Below are 23,326 nucleotides of genomic sequence, written 5' to 3' on the forward strand. Positions count from 1 at the left end.
AATGGAATCATAGATTAGCAGTCGATAGTAAAGAGTGCTAAATGAAAGAGGTGATTGGCTTGTGATTACACATCGGCAAAATGAAATCCTCAATATCATTATTGATTTATTCACCAAAACCCATGAGCCTGTTGGCTCAAAAGCCTTACAAGAGTCCATTGAAACCAGCAGTGCTACCATTCGTAATGACATGGCCAAGCTAGAAAAACTAGGCCTGCTGCAAAAGGCCCACACATCCAGCGGCCGCATGCCAAGTGCGGCGGGCTTTAAATACTTCGTCGAACATTCCTTAGATTTAGAATGCATCGATGAAAGAGATGTCTATCATATGATTAAAGCTTTTGATTTTGAAGCCTACAAACTAGAGGATATTCTCTTAAAAGCCAGCCAGGTCTTAGCCAACATCACCGGCTATTCCGTTGCGATCTTGGATGTCGAGCCAGCCAGGCAAAAGCTAACAAGCTTTAACATCGTCCAGTTATCCAGCCACGATGCCTTAGCCGTATTGACCATGGATGAGTCAAAGCCACTGACAGTGCAATTTGCCATCCCGAGAAATTTCTTGGCCCGCGATTTTGAAAAAATCAAAGAAATCGTGGATGATCGGCTCATTAACCGTGACTTGATGGAGATCCATTACCGCCTGCGCACCGAGATTCCCCAAGTCTTACAAAAGTACTTTACCATTACGGATAACGTGCTAGACTTGTTTGATTATATCTTTAAGGAACTTTTCCAAGAAACCATCTTTGTCTCTGGCAAGGTCAATGCCTTGAATTTTGCCGGCCTAGACACCTATCAGTTTCTAGATAACCCAGCAGCGCTAGCCCTTAGCATCCGTGAGAGCATGTCTGAGGATGCCATGGCGACCGTTCAGGTCGCAAATGCCAAGGAGAAAGCCCTATCTCAGGTCAGTCTGTTGACCTATAAGTTCTTGATTCCTTACCGTGGCTATGGGCTCCTTAGTCTCATCGGCCCTATCGATATGGATTATCGCCGCAATGTCAGCTTGATCAATGTCGTTGGCCGGATCTTAGCCATTAAACTAAGAGATTACTACCGTTACCTAAACAGTAACCATTACGAAGTGCACTAACCCATCAAAAAAGAAAGAGGTGTTACCTTGTCCCAAAAACCCCAAGACCAAGAGCACAAAGATAAAGACCAGCAACCCACAGAAGATATGGTCACAGCGCCACCTGAAGAAATGGCAGAGCAAGAACCAAAAGACCAGCCGGATGCCGACCAACCATCAGAGTTAGAGGCAGCCACTGCGCGTGCAGAAGAATTTGAAAACAAATACCTGCGGGCGCACGCCGAAATGCAAAATATCCAGCGCCGCTCAAACGAAGAACGGCAAAACCTCCAGCGCTACCGCTCGCAGGATCTAGCAAAGAAAATCCTCCCAAGTCTTGATAACTTGGAGCGAGCCCTCGCCGTCGAAGGCCTCACGGACGATGTCAAAAAGGGCCTCGAGATGGTCCAAGAAAGCCTCATCCAAGCCCTCAAAGAAGAAGGCATCGAAGAAGTAGCAGTGGAAAACTTTGATCATAACCTGCACATGGCTGTCCAAACCCTGCCAGCAGACGAAGACCACCCAGCAGACACTATTGCGGAGGTTTTCCAAAAAGGTTACAAGCTCCATGAGCGCCTCTTAAGACCCGCCATGGTGGTGGTGTATAACTAAGATGCAAAGACCGTAAAAAAAGTGGAAAGAAAATAGGAAACTAACGCAGTGTGCTAGCACACAAGGCAGTTTATCTTTTTCGCGGCACTTTTAGGTCGTGCTCAGTTCAACTAAGATGCAAAGACCGTAAAAAAGTGAGAAGAAAATAGGAAACTAACGCAGTGTGCTAGCACACAAGGCAGTTTATCTTTTTCGCGGCACTTTTAGGTCGTGCTCAGTTCAACTAAGATGCAAAGACCGTAAAAAAGTGAGAAGAAAATAGGAAACTAACGCAGTGTGCTAGCACACAAGGCAGTTTATCTTTTTCGCGGCACTTTTAGGTCGTGCTCAGTTCAACTAAGATGCAAAGACCGTAAAAAAGTGAGAAGAAAATAGGAAACTAACGCAGTGTGCTAGCACACAAGGCAGTTTATCTTTTTCGCGGCACTTTTAGGTCGTGCTCAGTTCAGCTAAGATGCAAAGACCGTTAAAAAAAGTGGAAAGAAAATAGGAAACTAAGGCAGTGTGCTAGCACACAAGGCAGTTTATCTTTTTCGCGGCACTTTTAGGTCGTGCTCAGTTCAACTAAGATGCAAAGACCGTAAAAAAAGTGGAAAGAAAATAGGAAACTAAGGCAGTGTGCCAGCACACCCTGTCCGAAATGACAAAAAACTAGGTGTCAGTCAGAAATCGTTGATTTCGCTAACGCCCCCTCCGCAAGGTCCGCAAGGCTGACTAGAATGTTCATAGCCGGTAAGGCATAGAAAGTTCAGTCAGCTACTGCGCAAGATGTTGATGAACAGCAAGCCCTAGGCTTGCAAGGCGAAGTGTTCTGCTATAGCGACGAACAAAATGAGCCTATTTTAACACTACTTAAGAAGAGTGACATTACAACAAAAAAGAAAATAGCATAAAGAGGAAACAAACATGAGTAAAATTATCGGAATTGACTTAGGAACAACTAACTCAGCAGTCGCAGTTCTTGAAGGAACAGAAAGCAAGATTATTGCTAACCCAGAAGGCAACCGTACAACACCATCAGTAGTCTCATTTAAAAATGGTGAAATCATTGTCGGTGATGCTGCTAAACGCCAGGCTGTCACTAACCCAGAAACAGTTATTTCGATCAAATCAAAAATGGGAACATCTGAGAAAGTCTCAGCAAATGGCAAAGAATACACACCACAAGAAATCTCAGCCATGATCCTTCAATACTTGAAAGGCTACGCAGAAGACTACCTTGGCGAAAAAGTAACTAAGGCCGTTATCACTGTTCCTGCTTACTTTAACGACGCTCAACGCCAAGCTACCAAAGACGCTGGTAAAATTGCCGGACTTGAAGTCGAACGTATCGTCAACGAACCAACCGCAGCAGCTCTTGCTTATGGTATGGATAAAGTAGACAAAGACGAAAAAATCTTAGTCTTTGACCTTGGTGGTGGTACCTTTGACGTCTCTATCCTTGAACTTGGTGACGGTGTCTTTGACGTTCTTGCTACAGCAGGAGACAACAAACTCGGTGGTGACGACTTTGACCAAAAAATCATTGACTACCTTGTCGCTGAATTCAAAAAAGAACACGGCATTGACCTCTCCCAAGACAAAATGGCATTGCAACGCTTGAAAGACGCTGCTGAAAAAGCCAAAAAAGACTTGTCCGGTGTAACCCAAACCCAAATCAGCTTGCCATTTATCACAGCAGGAGCAGCAGGTCCCCTTCACTTAGAGATGAGCCTTTCACGTGCAAAATTCGATGACCTAACCCATGACCTTGTTGAGCGGACTAAAACACCAGTCCGCCGCGCCCTCTCAGATGCCGGACTTTCCCTTTCTGAAATTGACGAAGTCATCCTAGTTGGTGGATCAACACGTATCCCAGCCGTTGTCGAAGCCGTCAAAGCTGAAACCGGCAAAGAACCAAACAAATCCGTTAACCCTGACGAAGTCGTTGCTATGGGTGCTGCCATCCAAGGTGGAGTAATCACTGGCGATGTCAAGGATGTTGTCCTCCTAGACGTCACCCCATTATCTCTAGGGATTGAAACCATGGGCGGTGTCTTTACCAAATTAATTGACCGCAACACAACCATCCCAACCTCTAAATCACAAGTCTTCTCCACTGCAGCTGATAACCAACCAGCCGTGGACATCCATGTCCTCCAAGGTGAACGCCCAATGGCAGCTGATAACAAAACGCTGGGCCGTTTCCAATTGACCGACATCCCAGCAGCGCCTCGTGGTATTCCACAAATCGAAGTTACCTTTGACATTGACAAAAACGGTATCGTCTCTGTAAAAGCAAAAGACTTAGGTACCCAAAAAGAACAACACATCGTGATCAAGTCAAACGACGGCCTTTCTGAAGAAGAAATCGAACGCATGATGAAAGACGCCGAATCTAACGCCGAAGCTGATGCCAAACGTAAAGAAGAAGTTGATCTTAAAAACGAAGTTGACCAAGCTATCTTTGCGACTGAAAAAACCATCAAAGAAACCGAAGGCAAGGGCTTTGACACAGAACGTGATGCTGCCCAAACCGCTCTTGACGAGCTTAAAGCTGCCCAAGAATCAGGTAACCTTGATGAGATGAAAACAAAACTCGAAAGCTTAAATGAAAAAGCTCAAGCATTAGCTGTAAAAATGTACGAACAAGCTGCCGCAGCCCAACAAGCAGCAGGGGGCGCAGAAGGCGCACAAACCAGCGACTCAGCAAGCGATGACGGCGTTGTAGATGGTGAGTTCACAGAAAAGTAAGATGTGAGAGCGCAAAAGAACGACAGAAAAATATGTAAAAATCCAGAGGTTGCAACCCAGCCTCTGTTTTTGCCTAGATACCCTTCTAAACTTATGGAAAGAACTGAACCCACCTACGACTCTGCGAAAAAAGAGAAATACCTCCTAGATACGGTAGTATCTTCGTCGGCTTTCCTATTTTTCTTTGAGTCGCTTAACGGCTTAATATCTTAGAAAGGAACTGAACCCGCCCTAAATGCTGTGTGAAAAAGAGAAGCTGTCTAAAAAATCAGGATTTTTTGCCACCTTCCTATTTTCACGTTGCATTATACGGGCTTGGTATCTTAATTATGAACAATACGGAATTCTATGATCGTCTGGGGGTTTCTAAGGATGCCTCTCAGGACGAGATTAAAAAAGCTTATCGTAAGATGTCTAAAAAGTATCACCCAGACATCAACAAGGAAGCTGGCGCTGAACAAAAGTATAAAGATGTCCAAGAAGCCTACGAAACACTAAGCGATAGTCAAAAACGTGCTGCTTATGACCAGTACGGCTCAGCCGGGGCCCAAGGCCAAGGCGGCTTTGGCGGTGGTGGTTTTGGTGGCTTTGATGGCGGCGGTTTTGGCGGCTTTGAGGATATTTTCTCAAGCTTCTTTGGCGGTGGTGCAAGCCGCAACCCCAATGCCCCACGCCAAGGAGATGACCTGCAGTACCGTGTCAACCTCTCCTTTGAAGAGGCTATCTTTGGTGCGGAAAAGGAAGTTAGCTACCACCGTGAGGCAACCTGCCACACCTGTGATGGCTCAGGTGCCAAACCAGGCACTAGCCCCATCACCTGTAGCCGCTGTCATGGCTCAGGCGTTATCTCGGTTGATACCCAAACCCCACTGGGGATGATGCGTCGCCAGGTGACCTGTGATGTCTGCCATGGTACCGGCCAAGAAATCAAAGACCCTTGTCCTACCTGCCATGGCACTGGCCATGAAAAAGAAACCCATAAAGTCTCCGTCAAGATTCCAGCGGGGGTCGAAACGGGCCAACAAATCCGCTTACAAGGCCAAGGCGAAGCCGGCTTTAATGGCGGGCCTTATGGCGATCTTTTTGTCATCCTAAACGTCTTACCAAGCAAGCAGTTTGAGCGTAATGGCGCCACCATCTACTACACACTCAATGTCAGCTTTGTTCAAGCTGCCCTAGGTGCCACCGTTGACATTCCAACCGTGCATGGCCAGGTCGAAATGGCCATCCCAGCCGGTACCCAGACCGGTAAGACCTTCCGTCTCAAAGGCAAGGGCGCACCAAAATTACGCGGCGCCGGCCAAGGCGACCAGCATGTGACCGTCAACATTGTCACCCCAACTAAGTTAAACGACCGCCAAAAAGAAGCCTTACGAGCCTTTGCCCAAGCAAGTGGCGAAGACGTCACCAGCCCCAAGAAAAAAGGCTTTCTGGACAAAATGAAAGACGCCTTTGAAGACATCTAAGCCAAGCTCTAGCAAGAGGACCAGTGAATGGCCCTCTTTATTTTTGTTTTAAAAAAATGAACCTTTAGATAGGGTGTTTTTAACAAAAACAGTCACAGATTTTGATACAAAAGTCATATAGGATAGCTTTTGTGCGATAAGGTCACAAAATAATAAAAAATACATTTCTATGACCTTCAAATCATATTCCCATTCCCTTATAATACTCTGAGTGAAATGCTCATTAAGGAGAAGAATTTCTAATTTATAGGGAAGAAAGAGAGAAACACAATTGAAAAGCAAACCGAAAAGCCTCCATCGTCTGGTCTGCCGCTATGGTCTCACCTCAGCCGCAGCCCTTTTAGTAACCCTCGGGGGGGGGTAAGCGTTAAGGCGGAAAACTTTCAAGTCTATGAACCATTAAACAACAAGGTTAAGCTGAATTTTCCCAAAGTATTAGATACTGTAAAACCAGGACGATTTTCAGTAGGCAATACCTTTGATACTAAGACTATTAAAGAATATTTAGACAAACTAGAACAATTCTTTGGAGGTTATTTAGCCTATGATAAAGAATTCGGAGAAAATCTTTTGAATGACTTGGAGATGATAGATGAAACAGCTAAAACCCCTGGTCCAATGGGTCCAGCAGGGCCACGTGGCCCACAGGGCCCTGCTGGAGATCCTGGTAAACCGGGCGAAAAAGGTGATCGAGGTCCGGCGGGTCCACAAGGCCCCCGTGGTGATAAGGGCGAAGCAGGCCCAACAGGCCCAAGAGGTTGGACAGGTGAACGTGGTCCTGCTGGACCGCAAGGGGCACCAGGTGAAAAAGGTGATCCTGGTGAGAAGGGTGCAACTGGTTTAACTGGCCCACAAGGCCCCCGTGGAGATAAGGGTGAAACTGGTGACCGCGGTGAAATGGGTCCAGCTGGTAAAGATGGCGCACCTGGTGTTCAAGGTGAGCGTGGGCCTCAAGGAGAAATCGGCCCTAAGGGTGAAAAAGGCGACCGTGGTGAGCAAGGTCTTCAAGGCGAAAAAGGTGACCGTGGTGAGCAAGGCCTTCAAGGTGAAAAAGGTGACCGTGGTGAGCAAGGTCTCCAAGGTGAAAAAGGCGAGCGCGGCGAACAAGGTATTCAAGGTGAAAAAGGTGACCGCGGTGAGCAAGGTCTTCAAGGTGAAAAAGGCGAGCGTGGTGAGCAAGGTCTTCAAGGTGAAAAAGGCGAGCGTGGTGAGCAAGGTCTTCAAGGCGAAAAAGGTGACCGTGGTGAGCAAGGCCTTCAAGGCGAAAAAGGTGACCGTGGTGAGCAAGGCCTTCAAGGCGAAAAAGGTGACCGTGGTGAGCAAGGTCTCCAAGGTGAAAAAGGCGAGCGTGGCGAACAAGGCCCACAGGGAGCACCACAAATCCCTGACAAGCCAGAAGTTGATCCACCACATACACCTGATCAACCTCAAGTACCAGAGGTGACCCCTCAACCTCAGCCTGCGCCAGAACGTCCACACGTTCCTGAGCAACCTGAGCAGCCTCAAACTCCTACTCCTAACCAACCAGAACAGCCAAGCCAACCTAAGCAAGAACCACAAGGGCAACAACCAGCTCCAGCTGACACTAATGCTAACAATCAACCTAAGTCAGCGCAACCAAGAGCTCAGGTTGCACCAGCTATAGTTGTTGCTCCAAAAGCTCAACACTTACCAGCAACCGGTGAGAAGGCTAACCCGTTCTTCACCGCAGCTGCGCTAGCTGCCATGGCTAGTGCCGGTGTCCTCGTTTATCAATCCAAAAAAGAAAAAACAAACTCCTAAAACTAATCCTATTAAAAAAACCACATCCACTACACATAAACAAAATTGGGTTGACGGCTAACAAGGACAACAACTAGCCACTTCTTAGTGCAGCTAGAACTGCCAGAAAAGGAAAGCTCTAGCAATGAGCTTTCCTTTTCTATCAGGTACAACCACGAAAATATCTAATCATAAAATAATGATTAATAAAAAAAAGAACCTCACTATAACTAATCCTTCTGTTAGAATAGTATTGTTAGAAGGAAGACCATCCTTTTGTTGTGCCTTCTTTAATCACTAGACAAGAGGAAGAAATAAGGAGAGAAAAGAGAAAATGGCTAGAAATCAAAAGGCTGCTCCCAGCACTTTCAAAAAACTTAGTGTTGGAACAGCATCATTACTTGCAGCAACCACAGTCCTAGGAGCAACTAATACTACAACTGTAAGTGCGAATTCGAGACGCTTCCAAATGGCTCGTGAACAAGTTCGTGAAGAAGTAAGAAATCAATTGATACAGCGACGTTATGCAGTGCCTGCATGGCGGTGGTTTGATGAATTCAATAAAAATATTGATCTTCGCGAACAAGTAGGGCATATGGAAAATTATCTGGCGGAGTTAGTTAATCTTTCAGATACAGCCAACAAAGAGTTGGAACTCACAAAAGATACTCTTAAGACGACTGAAGCTAAACTTGAGGAAACTAACAAAGCTCTTGCTGATAGCCAAAAAGAAGCACAAGCTAACCTTGATGCCTTAAACCATAAGAATGAACAAATTGCGGGGCTTGTTACAAAAAATGATGACTTATCAGCGCAATTGTCAGCAAGCCAAGAGCGCAATGCAGAATTAAATCGCAACCTTGAAAGCTACGATCGCTTAATCGAGTCTGCTAAGCTTGAAATGCAACAAAAATTAGCAGAAATTGAGAAATTAAAAGCTGACAATGCCGAAGCTAAAGGCCAAATCGCTAAGTTGCAATCAGAAGTTGCTACACTTAATGAAAACGTAGCTAGCCTAGAACGCTTGGTCGAGTCTGCTAAGTACGACCTAGCCCAAAAACAAGCTGAAATCGACAGCTTGACAAAAGCAAAATCCGAAGTTGAAAAAGCCCTCGCAGAGGAGCAAGCAAAAGTTGCTGAGCTTGAAAAACAAGTGGCAGCAGCAAATGCTAAGGTAGCTGAGCTTGAAAAAGCCAAAGCAGACGCAGAAGCTAAGATTGCCGTTCTTGAAAAAGACTTGGAAACAACTAAGAAAGCTCAAGCAGAAGCAGAAGCTAAACTTGAAGAGCTTAAAGCAATGCTTGATAAAGCTGGTCTTGAAAACAAAGACCTTAAAGCTGAAATCGAACGCTTGAAACAAGAATTAGCTGCTAAGAAACAAGCTGCACCAAATACTAATGGTAAAGCTAGCGGTAACGCTAACAACGGTTCAGCCGGACATGTTAACCGTCCAGCAGCTCCTGCTGCAGCACCAGCAAAACCAGCTGCTAAAGCAACTGCTGAGTTACCATCAACTGGTGATGCGACAAATCCATTCTTCACAGCTGCAGCCTTGACTGTCCTTGCTTCAGCAGGCGTTCTTGCTCGCAAACGTAAAGAAGAAAACTAAGCGCCATTCCTACTCCCCGATAGTGATGAGCGATAATGAGAGAGAATCCAAAGCGATTCTCTCTTTTTCTACTTGCAAAAAAGCCAGAGCAGCAGGAGCTGCTGCCTGGATTGGCTTTATGCTATAATGCTACTAAGATTTAAAAAGATAGGAAGACGACACGTTCATGCAGGCTCAAGAACTTTTCCCTGAGGTGGTCATCAGTGCCTTTCCCAAGTCTGATGCTGACTGGCTTAGTCTGCCTCAAGGTGACCATTACCTCAACTTTCCGCTGGCGCATCTGAGTGCCCGCGAGCATTACCTCCTGACCTGGCTCCGTACGGACCAGTCCGAGCTGACCCCAGAGCCGTCGGCTTGGTACCGCTACCTCATGGAGGGCAAGGGCGCTGTGCCCCTGGACTTAGCGACCTACCAGTGGCTCCACCTCGAGCACCAAGCGCCCTTGACTCCCAGTCAGTCGGATGCCTTGGCCCATTTGCTGGGTCAGGTTGCGGCGGTGCTCCATCTCAGCCCACACCGGACCTGCTTTTTATGGGATGGACTGGCTAGTGATGATCCCTTGTCCTTGCTCCGGGACATCCTACCGACACTAGAGAGTGACTTTGACATGTCTTTTACCTTTTTACTGGGTAATCGTTGGCCCAAGGAAAAGGCTGACCAGTTACCGGCTTACTTTGCTGAAGAAAGCCAACTCTTTTCGGCCTATCTCAAGGAGCAGCCGCCCCATCAGGTGCTGTCATTTGCCCAGCTCATGCTGTGGTCGCTCACTCATGGGCTTACTTTTCCTCATATCCGGAGTCATTTTGCCCACCTCATTCAAGAAGATTCCTTTGGGGCGGCCATGATTGAGACCTTGTGGCGCCAGCAGGGCAACCTGGTGCAGACGGCGCAAGCGCTCTACATCCATCGTAACTCCTTGCAATACAGGCTGGAGAAATTCTACCAGCAATCTGGCATCAATCTAAAGCTGCTCGATGACCTGACCTTTGCTCATCTCCTTCCCACCCTTTCCTAAGCTTGTGCAGGCTGCCCAAAAAGTTTGGGCGGCCTGTCTCTTTTATGAAACCGCTATCTTTGTTACACTAGATTCAAAGTAGCTATGCTGACAAGCCAGCCTAGAGCTAGTGCCGATCAGTGAGCTTAGTATAGGAGAGTTGACACATGGTTGCATTAAGCCTCAATCACATTTATAAAAAATACCCTAATACCAGTCATTATGCTGTCGAAGATTTTGATCTAGAGATTAAAGACAAAGAATTTATCGTTTTTGTTGGTCCATCTGGCTGTGGTAAATCCACCACCCTGCGTATGATTGCCGGTCTAGAAGATATTTCTGAAGGCGAATTAAAAATCGACGGTCAAGTCGTCAATGATAAATCACCCAAGGACCGTGACATTGCCATGGTTTTCCAAAACTACGCCCTCTACCCCCACATGAGTGTCTACGACAACATGGCTTTTGGCCTTAAGCTCCGCAAATATAAAAAAGCCGATATTGATCAGCGGGTCAAAGAAGCCGCGGCCATTCTGGGTTTAACAGAGTTTTTGGACCGTAAACCAGCTGATCTATCTGGTGGGCAACGTCAACGTGTGGCCATGGGCCGGGCGATTGTCCGTGATGCCAAGGTTTTCTTGATGGACGAACCTTTGTCCAACTTGGATGCTAAGTTACGTGTTTCGATGCGGGCTGAGATTGCCAAAATCCACCAGCGCATTGGCTCAACAACAATCTACGTTACTCACGATCAGACCGAGGCAATGACTCTAGCTGATCGGATTGTCATCATGTCAGCCACCAAGAACCCGCAAGGCAACGGAACTATCGGTAAGATTGAGCAAGTCGGCTCACCGCAAGAATTGTACAACCTTCCGGCTAATAAATTTGTCGCTGGGTTCATCGGTAGCCCGGCCATGAACTTCTTTGAAGTTCAAGTCAAAGATGGCTACATTGTCAGTGACGATGGCTTGAAGCTTGCTATTCCAGCCGGCCAAGAAAAAGTCCTTGAGGCAGCTGGCTACAAAGGCAAAAAGCTGATCTTTGGCATTCGACCTGAAGATATTTCAGGCAACCCAATCGTGCAGGATACTTACCCAAGTGCGACCGTCACAGCGGAAGTCCTTGTTTCAGAATTGCTGGGTGCTGAAACCATGCTCTATGTTAAAGTTGGTAGCACCGAGTTTGCCTCTCGTGTTGAAGCGCGGGACTTCCACCATCCTGGCGAAACCGTTACCTTGACCTTTAACGTGGCTAAGGGACACTTCTTTGATCTGGATACCGAACAAGCGATCCGCTAACCCCACAGACCACAAAGCATACAACAATAGCCCTCAAAACAATCTTTTGGGGCTTTTGTTGCTAAGGATTAGAAAGAAAAGAGACTTATGAAAAAACACTGGTGGCATCAAGCTACAATTTACCAAATCTATCCTCGTTCCTTCATGGATAGCAATGGTGATGGTATAGGCGACCTCAAGGGCATTATCAGTAAGTTGGACTATCTCGAAAAGCTCGGCATCACAGCCATTTGGCTCTCCCCTGTTTATCAAAGCCCTATGGATGATAATGGCTATGATATTTCGGATTATCAAGCTATCGCGTCTATCTTTGGTGACATGGCGGACATGGACCGTCTTTTAGCTGAGGCCAAGGCCCGCGGCATCAGAATTATCATGGACCTCGTGGTCAATCATACCTCAGATGAGCATGCTTGGTTCATCGAAGCAAGAGAAAACCCAGCTAGTCCCAAACGGGATTACTATATCTGGCGTGATCAGCCTAATCACTTGCAGTCAACCTTTTCTGGTTCGGCCTGGCAGTATGATGAGGCCTCAGGCCAATACTACCTCCACCTCTTTAGCAAACGCCAACCCGATCTCAACTGGGAAAATGCTGAGCTGCGCAGCAAGATTTATGACATGATGAACTTCTGGATTGATAAGGGGATTGGTGGTTTTCGGATGGACGTGATTGACTTGATCGGTAAACTCCCTGATCAAGAAATCACCGGCAATGGTCCTAAACTCCACACCTACCTCAAAGAGATGCATCAAGCAACCTTTGGCCAGCATGATCTGCTCACAGTCGGTGAAACTTGGGGAGCCACCCCAGCTATTGCCAGACAATATTCCAAACCAGACAATGAGGAACTGTCCATGGTTTTTCAGTTTGAGCATATCGGCTTGCAACACCAGCCCGACGCTCCTAAGTGGGTCTACCGTGATCACTTAGATGTGCCAGCCCTAAAGGCCATCTTTACCAAATGGCAGACAGAGCTGACTCTGGGCCAAGGCTGGAACTCGCTCTTTTGGAATAACCATGACCTGCCGCGGGTCTTGTCCATCTGGGGCAATGACAGTCAATACCGGGAAAAGTCAGCCAAAGCGCTAGCGATTTTATTACATCTCATGCGTGGAACGCCCTATATTTATCAAGGTGAAGAGATCGGGATGACCAACTATCCCTTTGAGAGCCTTGATCAGGTGAATGATATTGAATCACTCAACTATGCTAAAGAAGCCCTCGCTAATGGAGCCGATGCACAGGATATTTTAGATAGCATCCGTAAGGTTGGGCGTGACAATGCCCGGACACCAATGCAATGGACAGCAAAAGCCCAAGCCGGCTTTACCACTGGCCAAGCCTGGCTGCCGGTCAATCCCAACCATGACACCATCAATGTCCAAGCAGCACTAGCAGATCCTGACAGTATTTTCTATACTTATCAGAAATTGGTCGCCCTACGCAAGGAGCAATCGTGGTTAGTGGATGCTGATTTCACCTTGCTTGAGACCACAGACCAGGTCTTTGCCTATATCCGCAAGGATCAGACAGACCGCTACCTCGTGGTGGCTAATCTCTCTGATCAGGAACAAGCTTTTCCTTGTGTGGAACAGGTAGCAGCCACCATCATTTCTAATACAGATGAAAACCAGGTGCTTGCGCAGCAGCAGCTCGCTGCGTGGGATGCCTTTTGTGTTAAGTTAGCTTAAGCTTATCTCTTCATGAGTAATTAAGCCAGCTTATTTATAAGATATGGCACTCTCTGATGTGATTTTTCAACACCCTTAAAAGCTGTTTTGCTTCTGGGGAATCATCCGTTTTTATCGTTAACTTTAAAGCAGTTCAGACGAGGACTGCTTTTTGGTTAAGATCGGTTAACAACTGCCTAATCTTTTAGATTAAGCAAACTTATCTAAATGATAATCTAAAATAGGCTTAATTATTTTAATGCATTAAGGTAAGAGTTGTTCTATATTAATTATTTATTAATGTAAGGTTTAAGCCTGTCCTATACTGAGCTACTATTTTGCTTAAGCCTGCTTAATAGCTCTGTTAGTCTTGCAATTAGGGCTGCTTATCTTAAAAAGGGTAATCTTTTTTTGTATTCCCTTTTTAGGATTGGGACCTCAATGGAGCTTAGAATGCACATCTGTGCACATCTGTGCTAATTTTGCTTTGAGCCGGCTCCAAACTCCCCACTGACCTACTTGGTTACAATGCGCCTGTCAGCTAATCTGGTGCGAGAGCTGGGTGTGGCCTAAGTGCTTGCTAGTCCTGTCTTTACAGCCTATTTCCGTTTTTGCTAGCTGTGCTAGACAGACGGGTTAGGCTTTTTATGTTTGTTATTTTTCTTGCTTTACTCCTCCGGTTAATTTCTTTTTTAAAAATTTTTTTCCTGGTCGTTTGATCTGCTCAAAGGGTGTCTAAATCGGCATAGGCATCGGTTTTGTTGAAGTTATGGGCTCAGCGATTTTCCCAGAAAGCCCGAAAACGGAATTTATGAAAGTTGAAAAATATCTCTGAGTTCAGTATAATGTAATAACAGTTAACCTGATATGTGGATTCACCTGACTTGTCAGTAGGGTGAAGGAACCACACGAAAAAATTTAAGCGTTGATCACCAAAAGCTTGGTGGTCTTTAGGGGGTGTTTGAAAAGATGTGGGCATCTAGCAGATGACACCACATGGCGTAAGCGATATACGCTTTGTGAAAGTAGTGGAAAGAGAAAAAAATAGGAGAAAAAATGGCAGTTCTAGTTTTAGGCGGGGCAGGGTATATTGGCTCGCACATGGTTGATCGCTTAATTGAGTCGGATCACGAAAGAGTAGTAGTGGTAGACAATTTGGCGACAGGTCATCGCGCAGCTGTTCACCCTGAGGCCCGTTTTTACCAAGGCGATGTGGCTGATCAAGCGTTCATGAAGCACGTTTTTCAAGAAAATGATGAAATCGACGCTGTGATTCATTTTGCCGCCTTTTCGCAGGTGGCTGAATCGATGGTCAGGCCATTGAAATATTTTGAAAATAATACGGTAGGCTTAGTCAAGCTATTAGAGGTGATGGAGGATTTTGCAGTTCGTAAGCTCATTTTTTCGTCCTCTGCGGCTATTTATGGGATTCCTGAAGAGCTGCCAATAAAAGAAAGCACACCGCAAGCCCCTATTAATCCTTATGGGGAGAGCAAATTGATGATGGAAAAGATCATGAAATGGTGTGATAAAGCTTATGGAATCAAATTTGTAGCCCTACGGTATTTTAATGTGGCTGGTGATAAACCAGATGGGAGTATTGGCGAGGACCATCAGCCAGAGTCCCATTTAGTCCCTCTTGTCCTTCAGGTAGCACAGGGCATGCGGCCTAAGATTACCATTTTTGGCAATGATTATGACACCTTGGATGGCACGAACGTTCGGGACTATGTCCATCCTTTTGACCTGGCTCAGGCCCATAGTTTGGCGATTGATTATTTACGGCAGGGTAATCCATCACGCGCTTTTAATCTAGGGTCTTCAACAGGCTTTTCGAATTTGGAGATTGTTGAAGCCGCCCGCCAAGTCACTGGGCGACCGATACCCTTTGAGTTGGGTTCGAGGCGACCGGGGGATCCAGATGTTTTAGTGGCTAACTCAGATGCTGCGCGAGAAGTTTTAGGCTGGCAGCCAGAGTTTGACACGATTGAGCAAATTATCGAAACGGCCTGGGCTTGGCATTCCCGCCACCCAAATGGCTATGAAGATCAGCTTTAGTGTAAACGCGCATTGCTTTAGGTAAGCACTGGCAAGTGATCACTTGATTGTAAGCTAGACGTTTAGATTTAAAAATCAGACTTGCTGCAAAGTTGTTGTAGAAGAGCTTTCAGATGCTGCTGAAAGCCAAGATGATTGTGGTAGACAACTTTGCTGTAAACTATTTTTTACAATTTCTTTGGAACGCCGTTTCATTTTACTTGCCTGATTTTTCGCCAGAGCAGTAACATGAAAAAGTTAGTAGCTAGCTGCTGATCTGGCGCGAGTTGGGATGAGTGCAACGATTTATGCAAGCGCTTTGCAGGAAGTTTCGGTGAATTTGCCTAGGTTAGTAGCGCATTGCCTTGGTGATGCAAGCGCTTTGCAGAAATTTGCCCAGAGTTGCTCGTATCAGTGTCCAATGACCCTCAGGTGCTGTTAACGTTTTGCAGGATTTGTGGAGAGCCTGCCTAGCGGTAGTGGTATCCTGTCGTTGCGTTAGCTTGACTCAAGCCTATTTCTAGTAGTGCAAAAACTTCGTGTCTGTTTCATTTTTTGGCCGTTGCGCCTTCCCACTTTTGTCTACCTTATTGTGTCTTGTGTCATATTCAGGCCTAATAGGGCGTCTAAGACCGGCTGACGCCACAGAAGACCTAAGAAAGGCAAAAAATGTTGCCGCCCTTACAGGGCCTTTCTGACACCATATAGGCTAAAAGTGCAAATGGACCTATTTTGTTTCAGAAAATGCGACAGATAAGCGCCGACTCAGGTCGTGATTTTTCTGCAAAATGACAGATTTTCAAAAAAGAAGCATGTGTTTTTTCTGAAAAAGCAACCCCTTCTTACTGAAAATATCAGAAAAATAGCAACCAGGTTGACAGCTGTCAGCGATAGGAGTTTAGATAGGTGCTTACTTGACCGCCCATGCAAGGCTTTATTTGCCGATATCTTGTCCCCAAGCATATATGATGTTTCTGAGATTTCTCGCCCACTCAAAGCTAGTCTAGGGTGACGTTTTTGCCGTCACCTAAGGCTTTGCTGGATTGTGAGCTGTACTCTCTTGTCAAAGAGAGAGGAGTCTAGTTGCGTGACCTTCCCTTGCTATGTTGTTATTATTTTGATATAGTTAGACCAGATGATTATTTAGCAATAAGGAGAAATTATGGGATATACAACGATACTGATGTTTGTTGTCATGCTAGGGTTGATTTTTATCATGCAACGGCAGCAAAAAAAAGCAGCAGCTGAGCGCCAAAACCAGCTGAATTCCGTGCAAAAAGGCGACAAAGTGGTGACTATTGGTGGTCTTTATGCTTTGGTTGATGAGGTTGACACCGAGGCTAAGAAAGTGGTCTTGGATGTTGATGGTGTTTTCTTGACTTTTGAATTGGCAGCAATCAAGCGCATTGTAACCAAAACAGGAGTTGGTGAAACCACCCCAGCAGTGGAACCAGCAGACCAACAAACGACACCAGTAGCAGATGATAACCTGCCTGTAGCTGAAGAAACAGCTGTAGAGGCCATCCAGCCAGAAGAAACAGCAATTAGTGAAAAATAGGCGCACGTTTGTGGCCACTCACTCAGATCGGCTGAGCAAAGAGGGTAAAAACCTGACAATCCAGGCTTTTACCCTCTTTTTTTCCGAGAGGAATTGATAAAAGAAGAGCCAAAAATGGGGAAATGTGGTAAAATAAAGGATAAGTATGCAAATTAAGGATAAAACATGTTTGGGATAATTGGAAAAACAAAAAAAGTTACAATAGACAAAGTACCAAAACATATTGGTATTATCATGGATGGCAATGGCCGCTGGGCCAAGAAACGCTTGAAACCACGTGTTTTTGGTCATAAAGTGGGCATGGATGCTTTACAAGAGGTTACCATTACCGCTTCGCAAATGGGTGTCAAGGTCTTGACAGTCTATGCTTTCTCAACAGAAAATTGGTCACGTCCGCAAGATGAGGTCAACTTTATTATGAACCTTCCTGTGGAATTTTTTGACAAATTTGTTCCTGAATTAGATAAAAACAAGGTTCGCATTCAGATGATTGGCGAGACCCGCCGCTTGCCAAAGGAAACTCTAGAGGCTCTAAATGCGGCTGTTGAGCAGACCCGCCGCAACACCGGATTGATTCTCAACTTTGCCTTGAATTATGGCGGCCGGGCAGAAATCACCAATGCTGTCCGCCTCATTGCCCAGGATGTGCTTGATGCTAAGTTGAATCCTGATGATGTCACAGAAGATCTCATCGCTAACTACCTCATGACAGATCATCTCCCCTATCTCTACCGCGATCCCGATTTCATCATTCGGACAAGCGGCGAGTTGCGCCTGAGCAACTTTTTGCCTTGGCAATCAGCTTACAGTGAACTGTATTTCACACCTGTTTTGTGGCCGGATTTTCGCCGGGCTGAATTTATCAAGGCAGTGGAAGAATACAACCGTAGGCACCGCCGATTTGGTGCAATCTAAAAGGAGATAGAACATGAAAGTACGTATTATCTGGGGAGCTATTGCGGCAGCTATTTTTATCCCCTTGTTGGTTATTGGTAACCTCCCCTTTCAACTCTTTGCTGGTCTACTAGCCATGCTGGGTGTCTCTGAAATGTTGCGCATGAAGCGCCTCGAGGTTTTTTCCTTTGAAGGGATTTTAGCGATGCTTGCGGCATTTGTCTTGACGGTTCCTATGACCAATTACTTGAGCTTTTTGCCGATTGATGCAAACTTTGCTTGCTATGGTTTCATTGTTTTTCTCATCTTAGCAGGCACGGTCTTTAATAGCGAACGCTATTCCTTTGAAGATGCCGCCTTTCCCATTGCAGCTAGCTTGTATGTCGGGATTGGTTTTCAAAACCTAGTTAACGCGCGTTTGGTCGGTGTGGATAAGGTTTTATTTGCCCTCTTTATCGTCTGGGCAACCGACATGGGCGCCTATTTCGTAGGACGCAAAATCGGGAAACGCAAGTTATTACCCCAAGTCTCGCCCAATAAAACCATTGAAGGCAGTCTTGGAGGAATCGCTAGCGCAGTGGTGGTTGCTTTGGTCTTTATGTTGATTGACCATAGCGTTTATGCCCCCCATGCTCTCCTAACCATGCTTTTGTTTGTGATGCTATTTTCTCTCTTCGCCCAATTTGGCGACCTAGTGGAGAGTGCCATCAAACGCCATTTTGCAGTCAAAGATTCTGGAAAACTTATCCCTGGTCACGGAGGTATTCTCGATCGATTTGATTCCATTATTTTTGTTTTTCCCCTTATGCATCTCATTGGCTTATTTTAAGCCTTACGTGTTAAAGCAAGCAATGCTTACCGTTAGAACATTAACATAAAAAAAGAAAAAGAAGGAAAGGAAAAAGATGCTAGGCTTATTAACCTTTATTATCATCTTTGGCATCCTTGTTGTGGTTCATGAATTTGGCCACCTCTATTTTGCCAAAAAATCGGGCATTTTGGTGCGCGAATTTGCAATAGGGATGGGGCCAAAACTCTTTTCTCACCGAGACAAAGAAGGCACCCTCTACACCATTCGTAGCTTGCCCCTGGGAGGCTATGTGCGAATGGCTGGCTGGGGGGAAGATAAAACCGAAATCAAGATCGGTACCCCTGTCACCCTCACGCTAAATGCCCAAGGTTTGGTCAAACGGATCAACCTCTCTAAAACCAAACTGGACCCTACGAGCTTGCCGATGAATGTCACTGCTTATGATTTAGAAGATCAGCTGATGATTAAAGGCTTGGTCTTAGACCAAGAACAGACTTATGCGGTAGCTCATTTTGCAACAATTGTCGAAGAAGACGGCACAGAAGTTCGCATCGCCCCTAAAGATGTCCAGTACCAAAATGCCAGCTTGCCTGGCCGGATGATGACTAATTTTGCTGGGCCCATGAATAACTTTATCTTAGGGGTTATTGTTTTTACCATCTTGGCTTTTGTGCAAGGCGGCGCCTTAGACTATAAGACCAATCAAGTACGGGTGGTTGATAAGGGAGCGGCTGCTCAAGCTGGTATTCAAAGCAATGACCGTATTTTGAGCGTTGGTAAGTACCAGATCTCCAATTGGCATGATTTGACCAGCGCTGTCGATAAGGCCACTAAAGGCCTATCAGCAAATGAAAGCCTCCCCGTCCGGATTGACCATGCTGGCAAGCAAAAAGAAGTCTTGGTTAAGCCGCAGAAGGTTTCTGGCCACTATGCTCTAGGTGTTTTGGTCCCCTTACGGACAAGCCTTAAAGATAAGCTTTGGGGTGGGGTGCAGATGTCGGTGGATGGGGCCTTGGTGATTATACGAGCCTTGAAAAATCTCGTCACCGGCTTTAGCTTGAACAAGCTAGGTGGCCCTGTGGCCATATATCAGATGTCCAATCAAGCAGCGAAAAACGGCATCGAATCAGTCCTATCCTTGATGGCTCTGCTCTCTATTAACCTAGGGATTTTCAACCTCATTCCCATCCCGGCTCTAGATGGCGGTAAAATTTTGATGAATATTATCGAAGCCATCCGACGAAAACCTTTGAAACAAGAAACCGAAACCTATATTACGCTCGCTGGAGTAGCCATCATGTTGGTCTTGATGGTTGCAGTAACATGGAATGATATTATGCGAGCTTTCTTTTAAAAGAACACGAACGAAAGGAAGGCGGTTCCTTCTTTGCTAGCTGATCTAGCTGCATAGTGTCATGTCTTAGGGAATAACGCCTAGGAGGCAAGGAATCGTGAAAAACACATGAAACAATCAAAACTGTTAATTCCCACCCTGCGCGAGATGCCTAGCGATGCCCAGGTAATCAGCCATGCTTTGCTGGTGCGCGCAGGTTATGTGCGTCAAGTTTCTGCTGGTATTTATGCCTATCTGCCTTTAGCTAATCGAACCATTGAAAAGATTAAAGGCATCATGCGTGAGGAGTTCGATAAGATCGGCGCAGTGGAAATGTTAGCACCAGCGCTACTGAATGCGGACCTCTGGCGTGAGTCAGGCCGCTATGAAACGTATGGCGAAGACCTCTACAAGCTTAAAAATCGTGAACAATCAGATTTTATCCTAGGTCCCACACATGAAGAAACCTTTACGACCTTGGTTCGTGATGCTGTCAAATCTTACAAGCAATTGCCGCTTAACCTCTATCAAATCCAAACCAAGTATCGTGATGAAAAGCGCCCTCGTAACGGTCTTCTACGGACACGTGAATTCATCATGCAAGACGGCTATAGCTTCCACCAAAGCTATGAGGATTTAGATGTCACTTATGAAGACTACCGTCAGGCTTATCAAAATATTTTTACCAGAGCTGGTCTAGACTTCAAGGGGATTATTGGCGATGGCGGAGCTATGGGAGGCAAGGATTCCCAAGAATTCATGGCTGTCACCCCAAAACGCACAGACCTCAACCGTTGGTTGGTGCTTGATAAATCAATTGCTTCGATTGCAGAGATTCCAGCAGATGTTTTAGCAGAGATCAAGGCAGAGCTTAATAAATGGATGGTTTCTGGCGAAGACACTATTGCTTATTCTAGTGCCTCTCACTATGCTGCTAATCTGGAAATGGCTACCAGCGCCTTTCAAAAGACCAATAAGGTCTCTGCATATGCAGACTTAGCAGAAGTGGCTACTCCAGATTGTAAGACCATTGATGAAGTGGCTGACTTTCTCAAGATTGCCCAAGAAGAGACCATTAAGACCCTCTTGTACATTGCCGATGAAAAGCCTGTTGTTGCTCTGCTGGTGGGTAATGACCAGGTCAATGAGGTCAAACTAAAGAACCATTTGGCCGCTGATTTCTTAGCGCCAGCTAGCCAAGAACAAGCTTACCAAGTCTTTGGCGCCCACTTTGGTTCGCTTGGTCCTGTAAACCTTGATTCGGCCATTCCCATTATTGCCGATCGAAATATTCAAAACCTAGCCAATGCCGTTGCTGGCGCCAACAAAGATGGTTACCATTTAACCGGTGTTAATCCAGAGCGTGATTTTACAGCCGAATATGTGGATATTCGAGAAGTCAAAGAAGGCGAGCTTGCACCTGATGGTCAAGGTAGCTTGCAGTTTGCTCGGGGAATCGAGGTGGGCCATATCTTTAAGCTAGGTACCCGCTACTCAGATAGCATGGGGGCTACTGTCTTGGATGAAAATGGCAAATCACAACATATGATCATGGGCTGCTATGGTATTGGCGTTAGCCGTATTTTATCAGCGGTGATTGAGCAACATGCTCGCATCTTCGTTAATAAAACGCCTAAGGGCGTCTATCGTTTTGCTTGGGGCATTAACTTCCCAGAGGAATTAGCTCCGTTTGATGTGCATTTGATTACGGTCAACACCAAAGACGAGGTGGCCCAGACTTTGACAGCTAAGATTGAAAGCGACCTCGTAAGCCAAGGCTATGAAGTCTTGACCGATGATCGTAATGAGCGTGTCGGCTCTAAATTCTCTGATAGTGACCTTATTGGCTTGCCAATTCGTGTGACGATTGGGAAAAAAGCCAGCGAAGGCATCGTCGAAGTTAAAATCAAAGCAAGTGGTGATAGCATTGAAGTTCATCAGGAAAACCTGATTGAAACTTTAGAGATTTTGACCCAGCATCCCTAAAAAACCAGACCTAGCTTAGCTTTTTGCCGCTGCGGCGTTACTGTTTTAGTCCTGCTCATGTCACAAAAAATGTCAATTGAAGTGGGAAGAGCAAAAGCGAGGTCTAAAAGCTAGGCAAGCTGATTCATTAGTGGTCTCGGTGGACAATGTCTCACGCCACCACAGAAAAAAAGCCCTAAAAGCTGGGACAAGCAGTCTCAGTTTTTTGCTGCCTTTGCATTTAAAGCTTCCTGGTTCCTAGTAGGCTTTCGAGCTTACTAAGGGTGCTCTTGATTTGTACCGCAGGTGGGTGGTAGGTTACGATCTCTTTTCTATCTTTTAAGGATCTACCTTGTCTCGTGTTTTGTTAGCGAGCTGGACAAGGTCAATTCTTCAGATAGATGATCCAGCAATGGCCGCAGAAACGTCGGACTTTTCAGGCAGGTTGTGGTATACTCAAAGAAAAAAGCTTGTTAGGAGATGATTTATGAAAACAAGAGCAGAACTAAAACAAGAAGCCAAAGCAGCCTTGAAAGGCAACTGGGGCTGGGCGATTGCGATTTCGATTATTCCAACGGCCGTAGGCGGTCTTGGCCAATTTTTAGGCAATGGGATAGCTGATAGCATCTTTCCAGATTCTTTAGATGTTGAGCAGGTGAACTATATTGAGAATCTCTCTGCTTCTGCCCTGTCTGGGATAGCAGTGGTTGCGGTTTTACTGATGCTTGGTTATTTTGGTCTAACCATCAGTAGCCAAAAGGGTTTTCTTGATTTGATTCGCAACCGGCGCAAGTCTGTCCTTGCGACCTTTAAATACACTTTTACGGTTAGACACTTTACGCGCTATCTGCTCCTAAATATCCTCATTAGTATTTTTACCTTTCTATGGACGCTTTTATTAATTATTCCAGGAATTATTAAGGGGTATAGCTACTCACAGGCTAATTTCATCCAAATGGATGCCTTTGAAAAGCAAGAAAAAACCAGCATCACCAGTGCGATTACCAAGAGTCGCGAGCTGATGGATGGCCATAAGTGGGAATTCTTTGTCCTGCAGTTAAGCTTTATTGGCTGGGCTATCTTGGCTTGCTTGACCTTTGGGATTGGCTTTATTTGGTTGACCCCTTATATTGGTGCGACCAATGCGGCTTATTACAACCAACTCTTGCTTGAGCAAGACGGTGTGGCCCTGACAACGTCATCTGGTGATTGTGATGTGATCCCACAAGACCTGGCAGAGCAAAACGAAGTGGACTTCTAGGCTGCCGCTTACTGGCCAACTAAAAAACCAATGGCACGTTTGTTTGCTCAGCTGGTTTTTCCTTGAAGTGGCCCGTTTTAGCTCAACCGAGTGAGCTGCGAAGCAGTGAGGTTTTAAGCCTTGCTGCCTCGCGGTTTTTTTGTGTGCAGGCCCAAGTAGAACCAATGATGCCCAATTAGGGCCAGGCTTTGCCCAGGTTTTGTTAAAATTTAGTTCAAGGTTTGTTTAGGCTTGGTTCAAGT

At 45.8% G+C, this 23,326-nt stretch carries 16 protein-coding genes; all 16 read left to right on the forward strand.

Annotation, left to right across the window (positions count from 1 at the left end; translation table 11 throughout):
- Window positions 1-61 precede the first annotated feature (61 nt).
- On the forward strand, window positions 62-1,096 hold the full coding sequence (gene hrcA, locus K5J94_RS03785) for a heat-inducible transcriptional repressor HrcA (protein ID WP_159543140.1): 1,035 nt from the start codon (window positions 62-64) through the stop codon (window positions 1,094-1,096).
- A 27-nt stretch (window positions 1,097-1,123) separates the two neighbouring features.
- A complete protein-coding gene (gene grpE, locus K5J94_RS03790) occupies window positions 1,124-1,687 on the forward strand; it encodes a nucleotide exchange factor GrpE (RefSeq protein WP_159543138.1) in 564 nt (187 codons plus the stop codon).
- 906 nt (window positions 1,688-2,593) lie between these two features.
- On the forward strand, window positions 2,594-4,420 hold the full coding sequence (gene dnaK, locus K5J94_RS03795) for a molecular chaperone DnaK (RefSeq protein WP_159543136.1): 1,827 nt from the start codon (window positions 2,594-2,596) through the stop codon (window positions 4,418-4,420).
- 329 nt (window positions 4,421-4,749) lie between these two features.
- Entirely contained in the window at window positions 4,750-5,886 is a 1,137-nt protein-coding gene (dnaJ, locus tag K5J94_RS03800; RefSeq protein ID WP_159543134.1) for a molecular chaperone DnaJ, read from the forward strand.
- A gap of 585 nt (window positions 5,887-6,471) precedes the next feature.
- Window positions 6,472-7,668: an LPXTG cell wall anchor domain-containing protein gene (locus K5J94_RS09610; RefSeq protein WP_269437404.1), complete on the forward strand. Its 1,197-nt coding sequence runs from the start codon at window positions 6,472-6,474 to the stop codon at window positions 7,666-7,668.
- Between the two features lie 313 nt (window positions 7,669-7,981).
- Window positions 7,982-9,256 (forward strand): LPXTG cell wall anchor domain-containing protein, encoded by a 1,275-nt coding sequence (locus tag K5J94_RS03810; protein WP_221913567.1) that lies wholly within the window; start codon window positions 7,982-7,984, stop codon window positions 9,254-9,256.
- A 166-nt stretch (window positions 9,257-9,422) separates the two neighbouring features.
- On the forward strand, window positions 9,423-10,271 hold the full coding sequence (locus K5J94_RS03815; protein WP_221913569.1) for a helix-turn-helix domain-containing protein: 849 nt from the start codon (window positions 9,423-9,425) through the stop codon (window positions 10,269-10,271).
- A gap of 146 nt (window positions 10,272-10,417) precedes the next feature.
- The gene (locus K5J94_RS03820; protein ID WP_159547721.1) at window positions 10,418-11,551 is read left to right on the forward strand and encodes an ABC transporter ATP-binding protein; all 1,134 of its coding nucleotides are present in this window, start codon (window positions 10,418-10,420) and stop codon (window positions 11,549-11,551) included.
- 87 nt (window positions 11,552-11,638) lie between these two features.
- Window positions 11,639-13,246 (forward strand): glycoside hydrolase family 13 protein, encoded by a 1,608-nt coding sequence (locus K5J94_RS03825; RefSeq protein ID WP_221913571.1) that lies wholly within the window; start codon window positions 11,639-11,641, stop codon window positions 13,244-13,246.
- Window positions 13,247-14,281: 1,035 nt separating this feature from the next.
- The gene (gene galE / locus K5J94_RS03830; protein WP_159547723.1) at window positions 14,282-15,283 is read left to right on the forward strand and encodes a UDP-glucose 4-epimerase GalE; all 1,002 of its coding nucleotides are present in this window, start codon (window positions 14,282-14,284) and stop codon (window positions 15,281-15,283) included.
- Between the two features lie 1,141 nt (window positions 15,284-16,424).
- Window positions 16,425-16,820, forward strand: coding sequence for a preprotein translocase subunit YajC (gene yajC, locus K5J94_RS03835; protein WP_221913573.1), 396 nt, complete (start codon window positions 16,425-16,427; stop codon window positions 16,818-16,820).
- Window positions 16,821-16,985: 165 nt separating this feature from the next.
- Window positions 16,986-17,735, forward strand: a complete 750-nt coding sequence (locus K5J94_RS03840) for an isoprenyl transferase (RefSeq protein WP_159547725.1) — start codon at window positions 16,986-16,988, stop codon at window positions 17,733-17,735.
- A gap of 13 nt (window positions 17,736-17,748) precedes the next feature.
- Window positions 17,749-18,543, forward strand: a complete 795-nt coding sequence (locus K5J94_RS03845) for a phosphatidate cytidylyltransferase (RefSeq protein WP_159547726.1) — start codon at window positions 17,749-17,751, stop codon at window positions 18,541-18,543.
- A 76-nt stretch (window positions 18,544-18,619) separates the two neighbouring features.
- Window positions 18,620-19,879 carry an RIP metalloprotease RseP gene (gene rseP / locus K5J94_RS03850; RefSeq protein ID WP_159547727.1) on the forward strand — a complete coding sequence of 420 codons (1,260 nt, stop codon included), beginning with the start codon at window positions 18,620-18,622 and terminating at the stop codon, window positions 19,877-19,879.
- 108 nt (window positions 19,880-19,987) lie between these two features.
- Complete coding sequence (locus K5J94_RS03855; RefSeq protein WP_159543102.1) at window positions 19,988-21,844, forward strand: proline--tRNA ligase; 1,857 nt, start codon at window positions 19,988-19,990, stop codon at window positions 21,842-21,844.
- A gap of 466 nt (window positions 21,845-22,310) precedes the next feature.
- The gene (locus K5J94_RS03860; RefSeq protein ID WP_221913575.1) at window positions 22,311-23,084 is read left to right on the forward strand and encodes a DUF975 family protein; all 774 of its coding nucleotides are present in this window, start codon (window positions 22,311-22,313) and stop codon (window positions 23,082-23,084) included.
- Window positions 23,085-23,326: the final 242 nt, after the last annotated feature.

It is taken from the genome of Streptococcus halichoeri, from assembly GCF_019774635.1.
GTDB lineage: Bacteria > Bacillota > Bacilli > Lactobacillales > Streptococcaceae > Streptococcus > Streptococcus halichoeri.

What these genes read in the sequence shown, in the direction of transcription:
- dnaK (WP_159543136.1), top strand. Translation starts at nt 2,594, where the DNA reads ATGAGTAAAATTATCGGAATTGACTTAGGAACAACTAACTCAGCAGTC.
- dnaJ (WP_159543134.1), top strand. Translation starts at nt 4,750, where the DNA reads ATGAACAATACGGAATTCTATGATCGTCTGGGGGTTTCTAAGGATGCC.
- K5J94_RS09610 (WP_269437404.1), top strand. Translation starts at nt 6,472, where the DNA reads ATGATAGATGAAACAGCTAAAACCCCTGGTCCAATGGGTCCAGCAGGG.
- K5J94_RS03810 (WP_221913567.1), top strand. Translation starts at nt 7,982, where the DNA reads ATGGCTAGAAATCAAAAGGCTGCTCCCAGCACTTTCAAAAAACTTAGT.
- K5J94_RS03815 (WP_221913569.1), top strand. Translation starts at nt 9,423, where the DNA reads ATGCAGGCTCAAGAACTTTTCCCTGAGGTGGTCATCAGTGCCTTTCCC.
- K5J94_RS03820 (WP_159547721.1), top strand. Translation starts at nt 10,418, where the DNA reads ATGGTTGCATTAAGCCTCAATCACATTTATAAAAAATACCCTAATACC.
- K5J94_RS03825 (WP_221913571.1), top strand. Translation starts at nt 11,639, where the DNA reads ATGAAAAAACACTGGTGGCATCAAGCTACAATTTACCAAATCTATCCT.
- galE (WP_159547723.1), top strand. Translation starts at nt 14,282, where the DNA reads ATGGCAGTTCTAGTTTTAGGCGGGGCAGGGTATATTGGCTCGCACATG.
- yajC (WP_221913573.1), top strand. Translation starts at nt 16,425, where the DNA reads ATGGGATATACAACGATACTGATGTTTGTTGTCATGCTAGGGTTGATT.
- K5J94_RS03840 (WP_159547725.1), top strand. Translation starts at nt 16,986, where the DNA reads ATGTTTGGGATAATTGGAAAAACAAAAAAAGTTACAATAGACAAAGTA.
- K5J94_RS03845 (WP_159547726.1), top strand. Translation starts at nt 17,749, where the DNA reads ATGAAAGTACGTATTATCTGGGGAGCTATTGCGGCAGCTATTTTTATC.
- rseP (WP_159547727.1), top strand. Translation starts at nt 18,620, where the DNA reads ATGCTAGGCTTATTAACCTTTATTATCATCTTTGGCATCCTTGTTGTG.
- K5J94_RS03855 (WP_159543102.1), top strand. Translation starts at nt 19,988, where the DNA reads ATGAAACAATCAAAACTGTTAATTCCCACCCTGCGCGAGATGCCTAGC.
- K5J94_RS03860 (WP_221913575.1), top strand. Translation starts at nt 22,311, where the DNA reads ATGAAAACAAGAGCAGAACTAAAACAAGAAGCCAAAGCAGCCTTGAAA.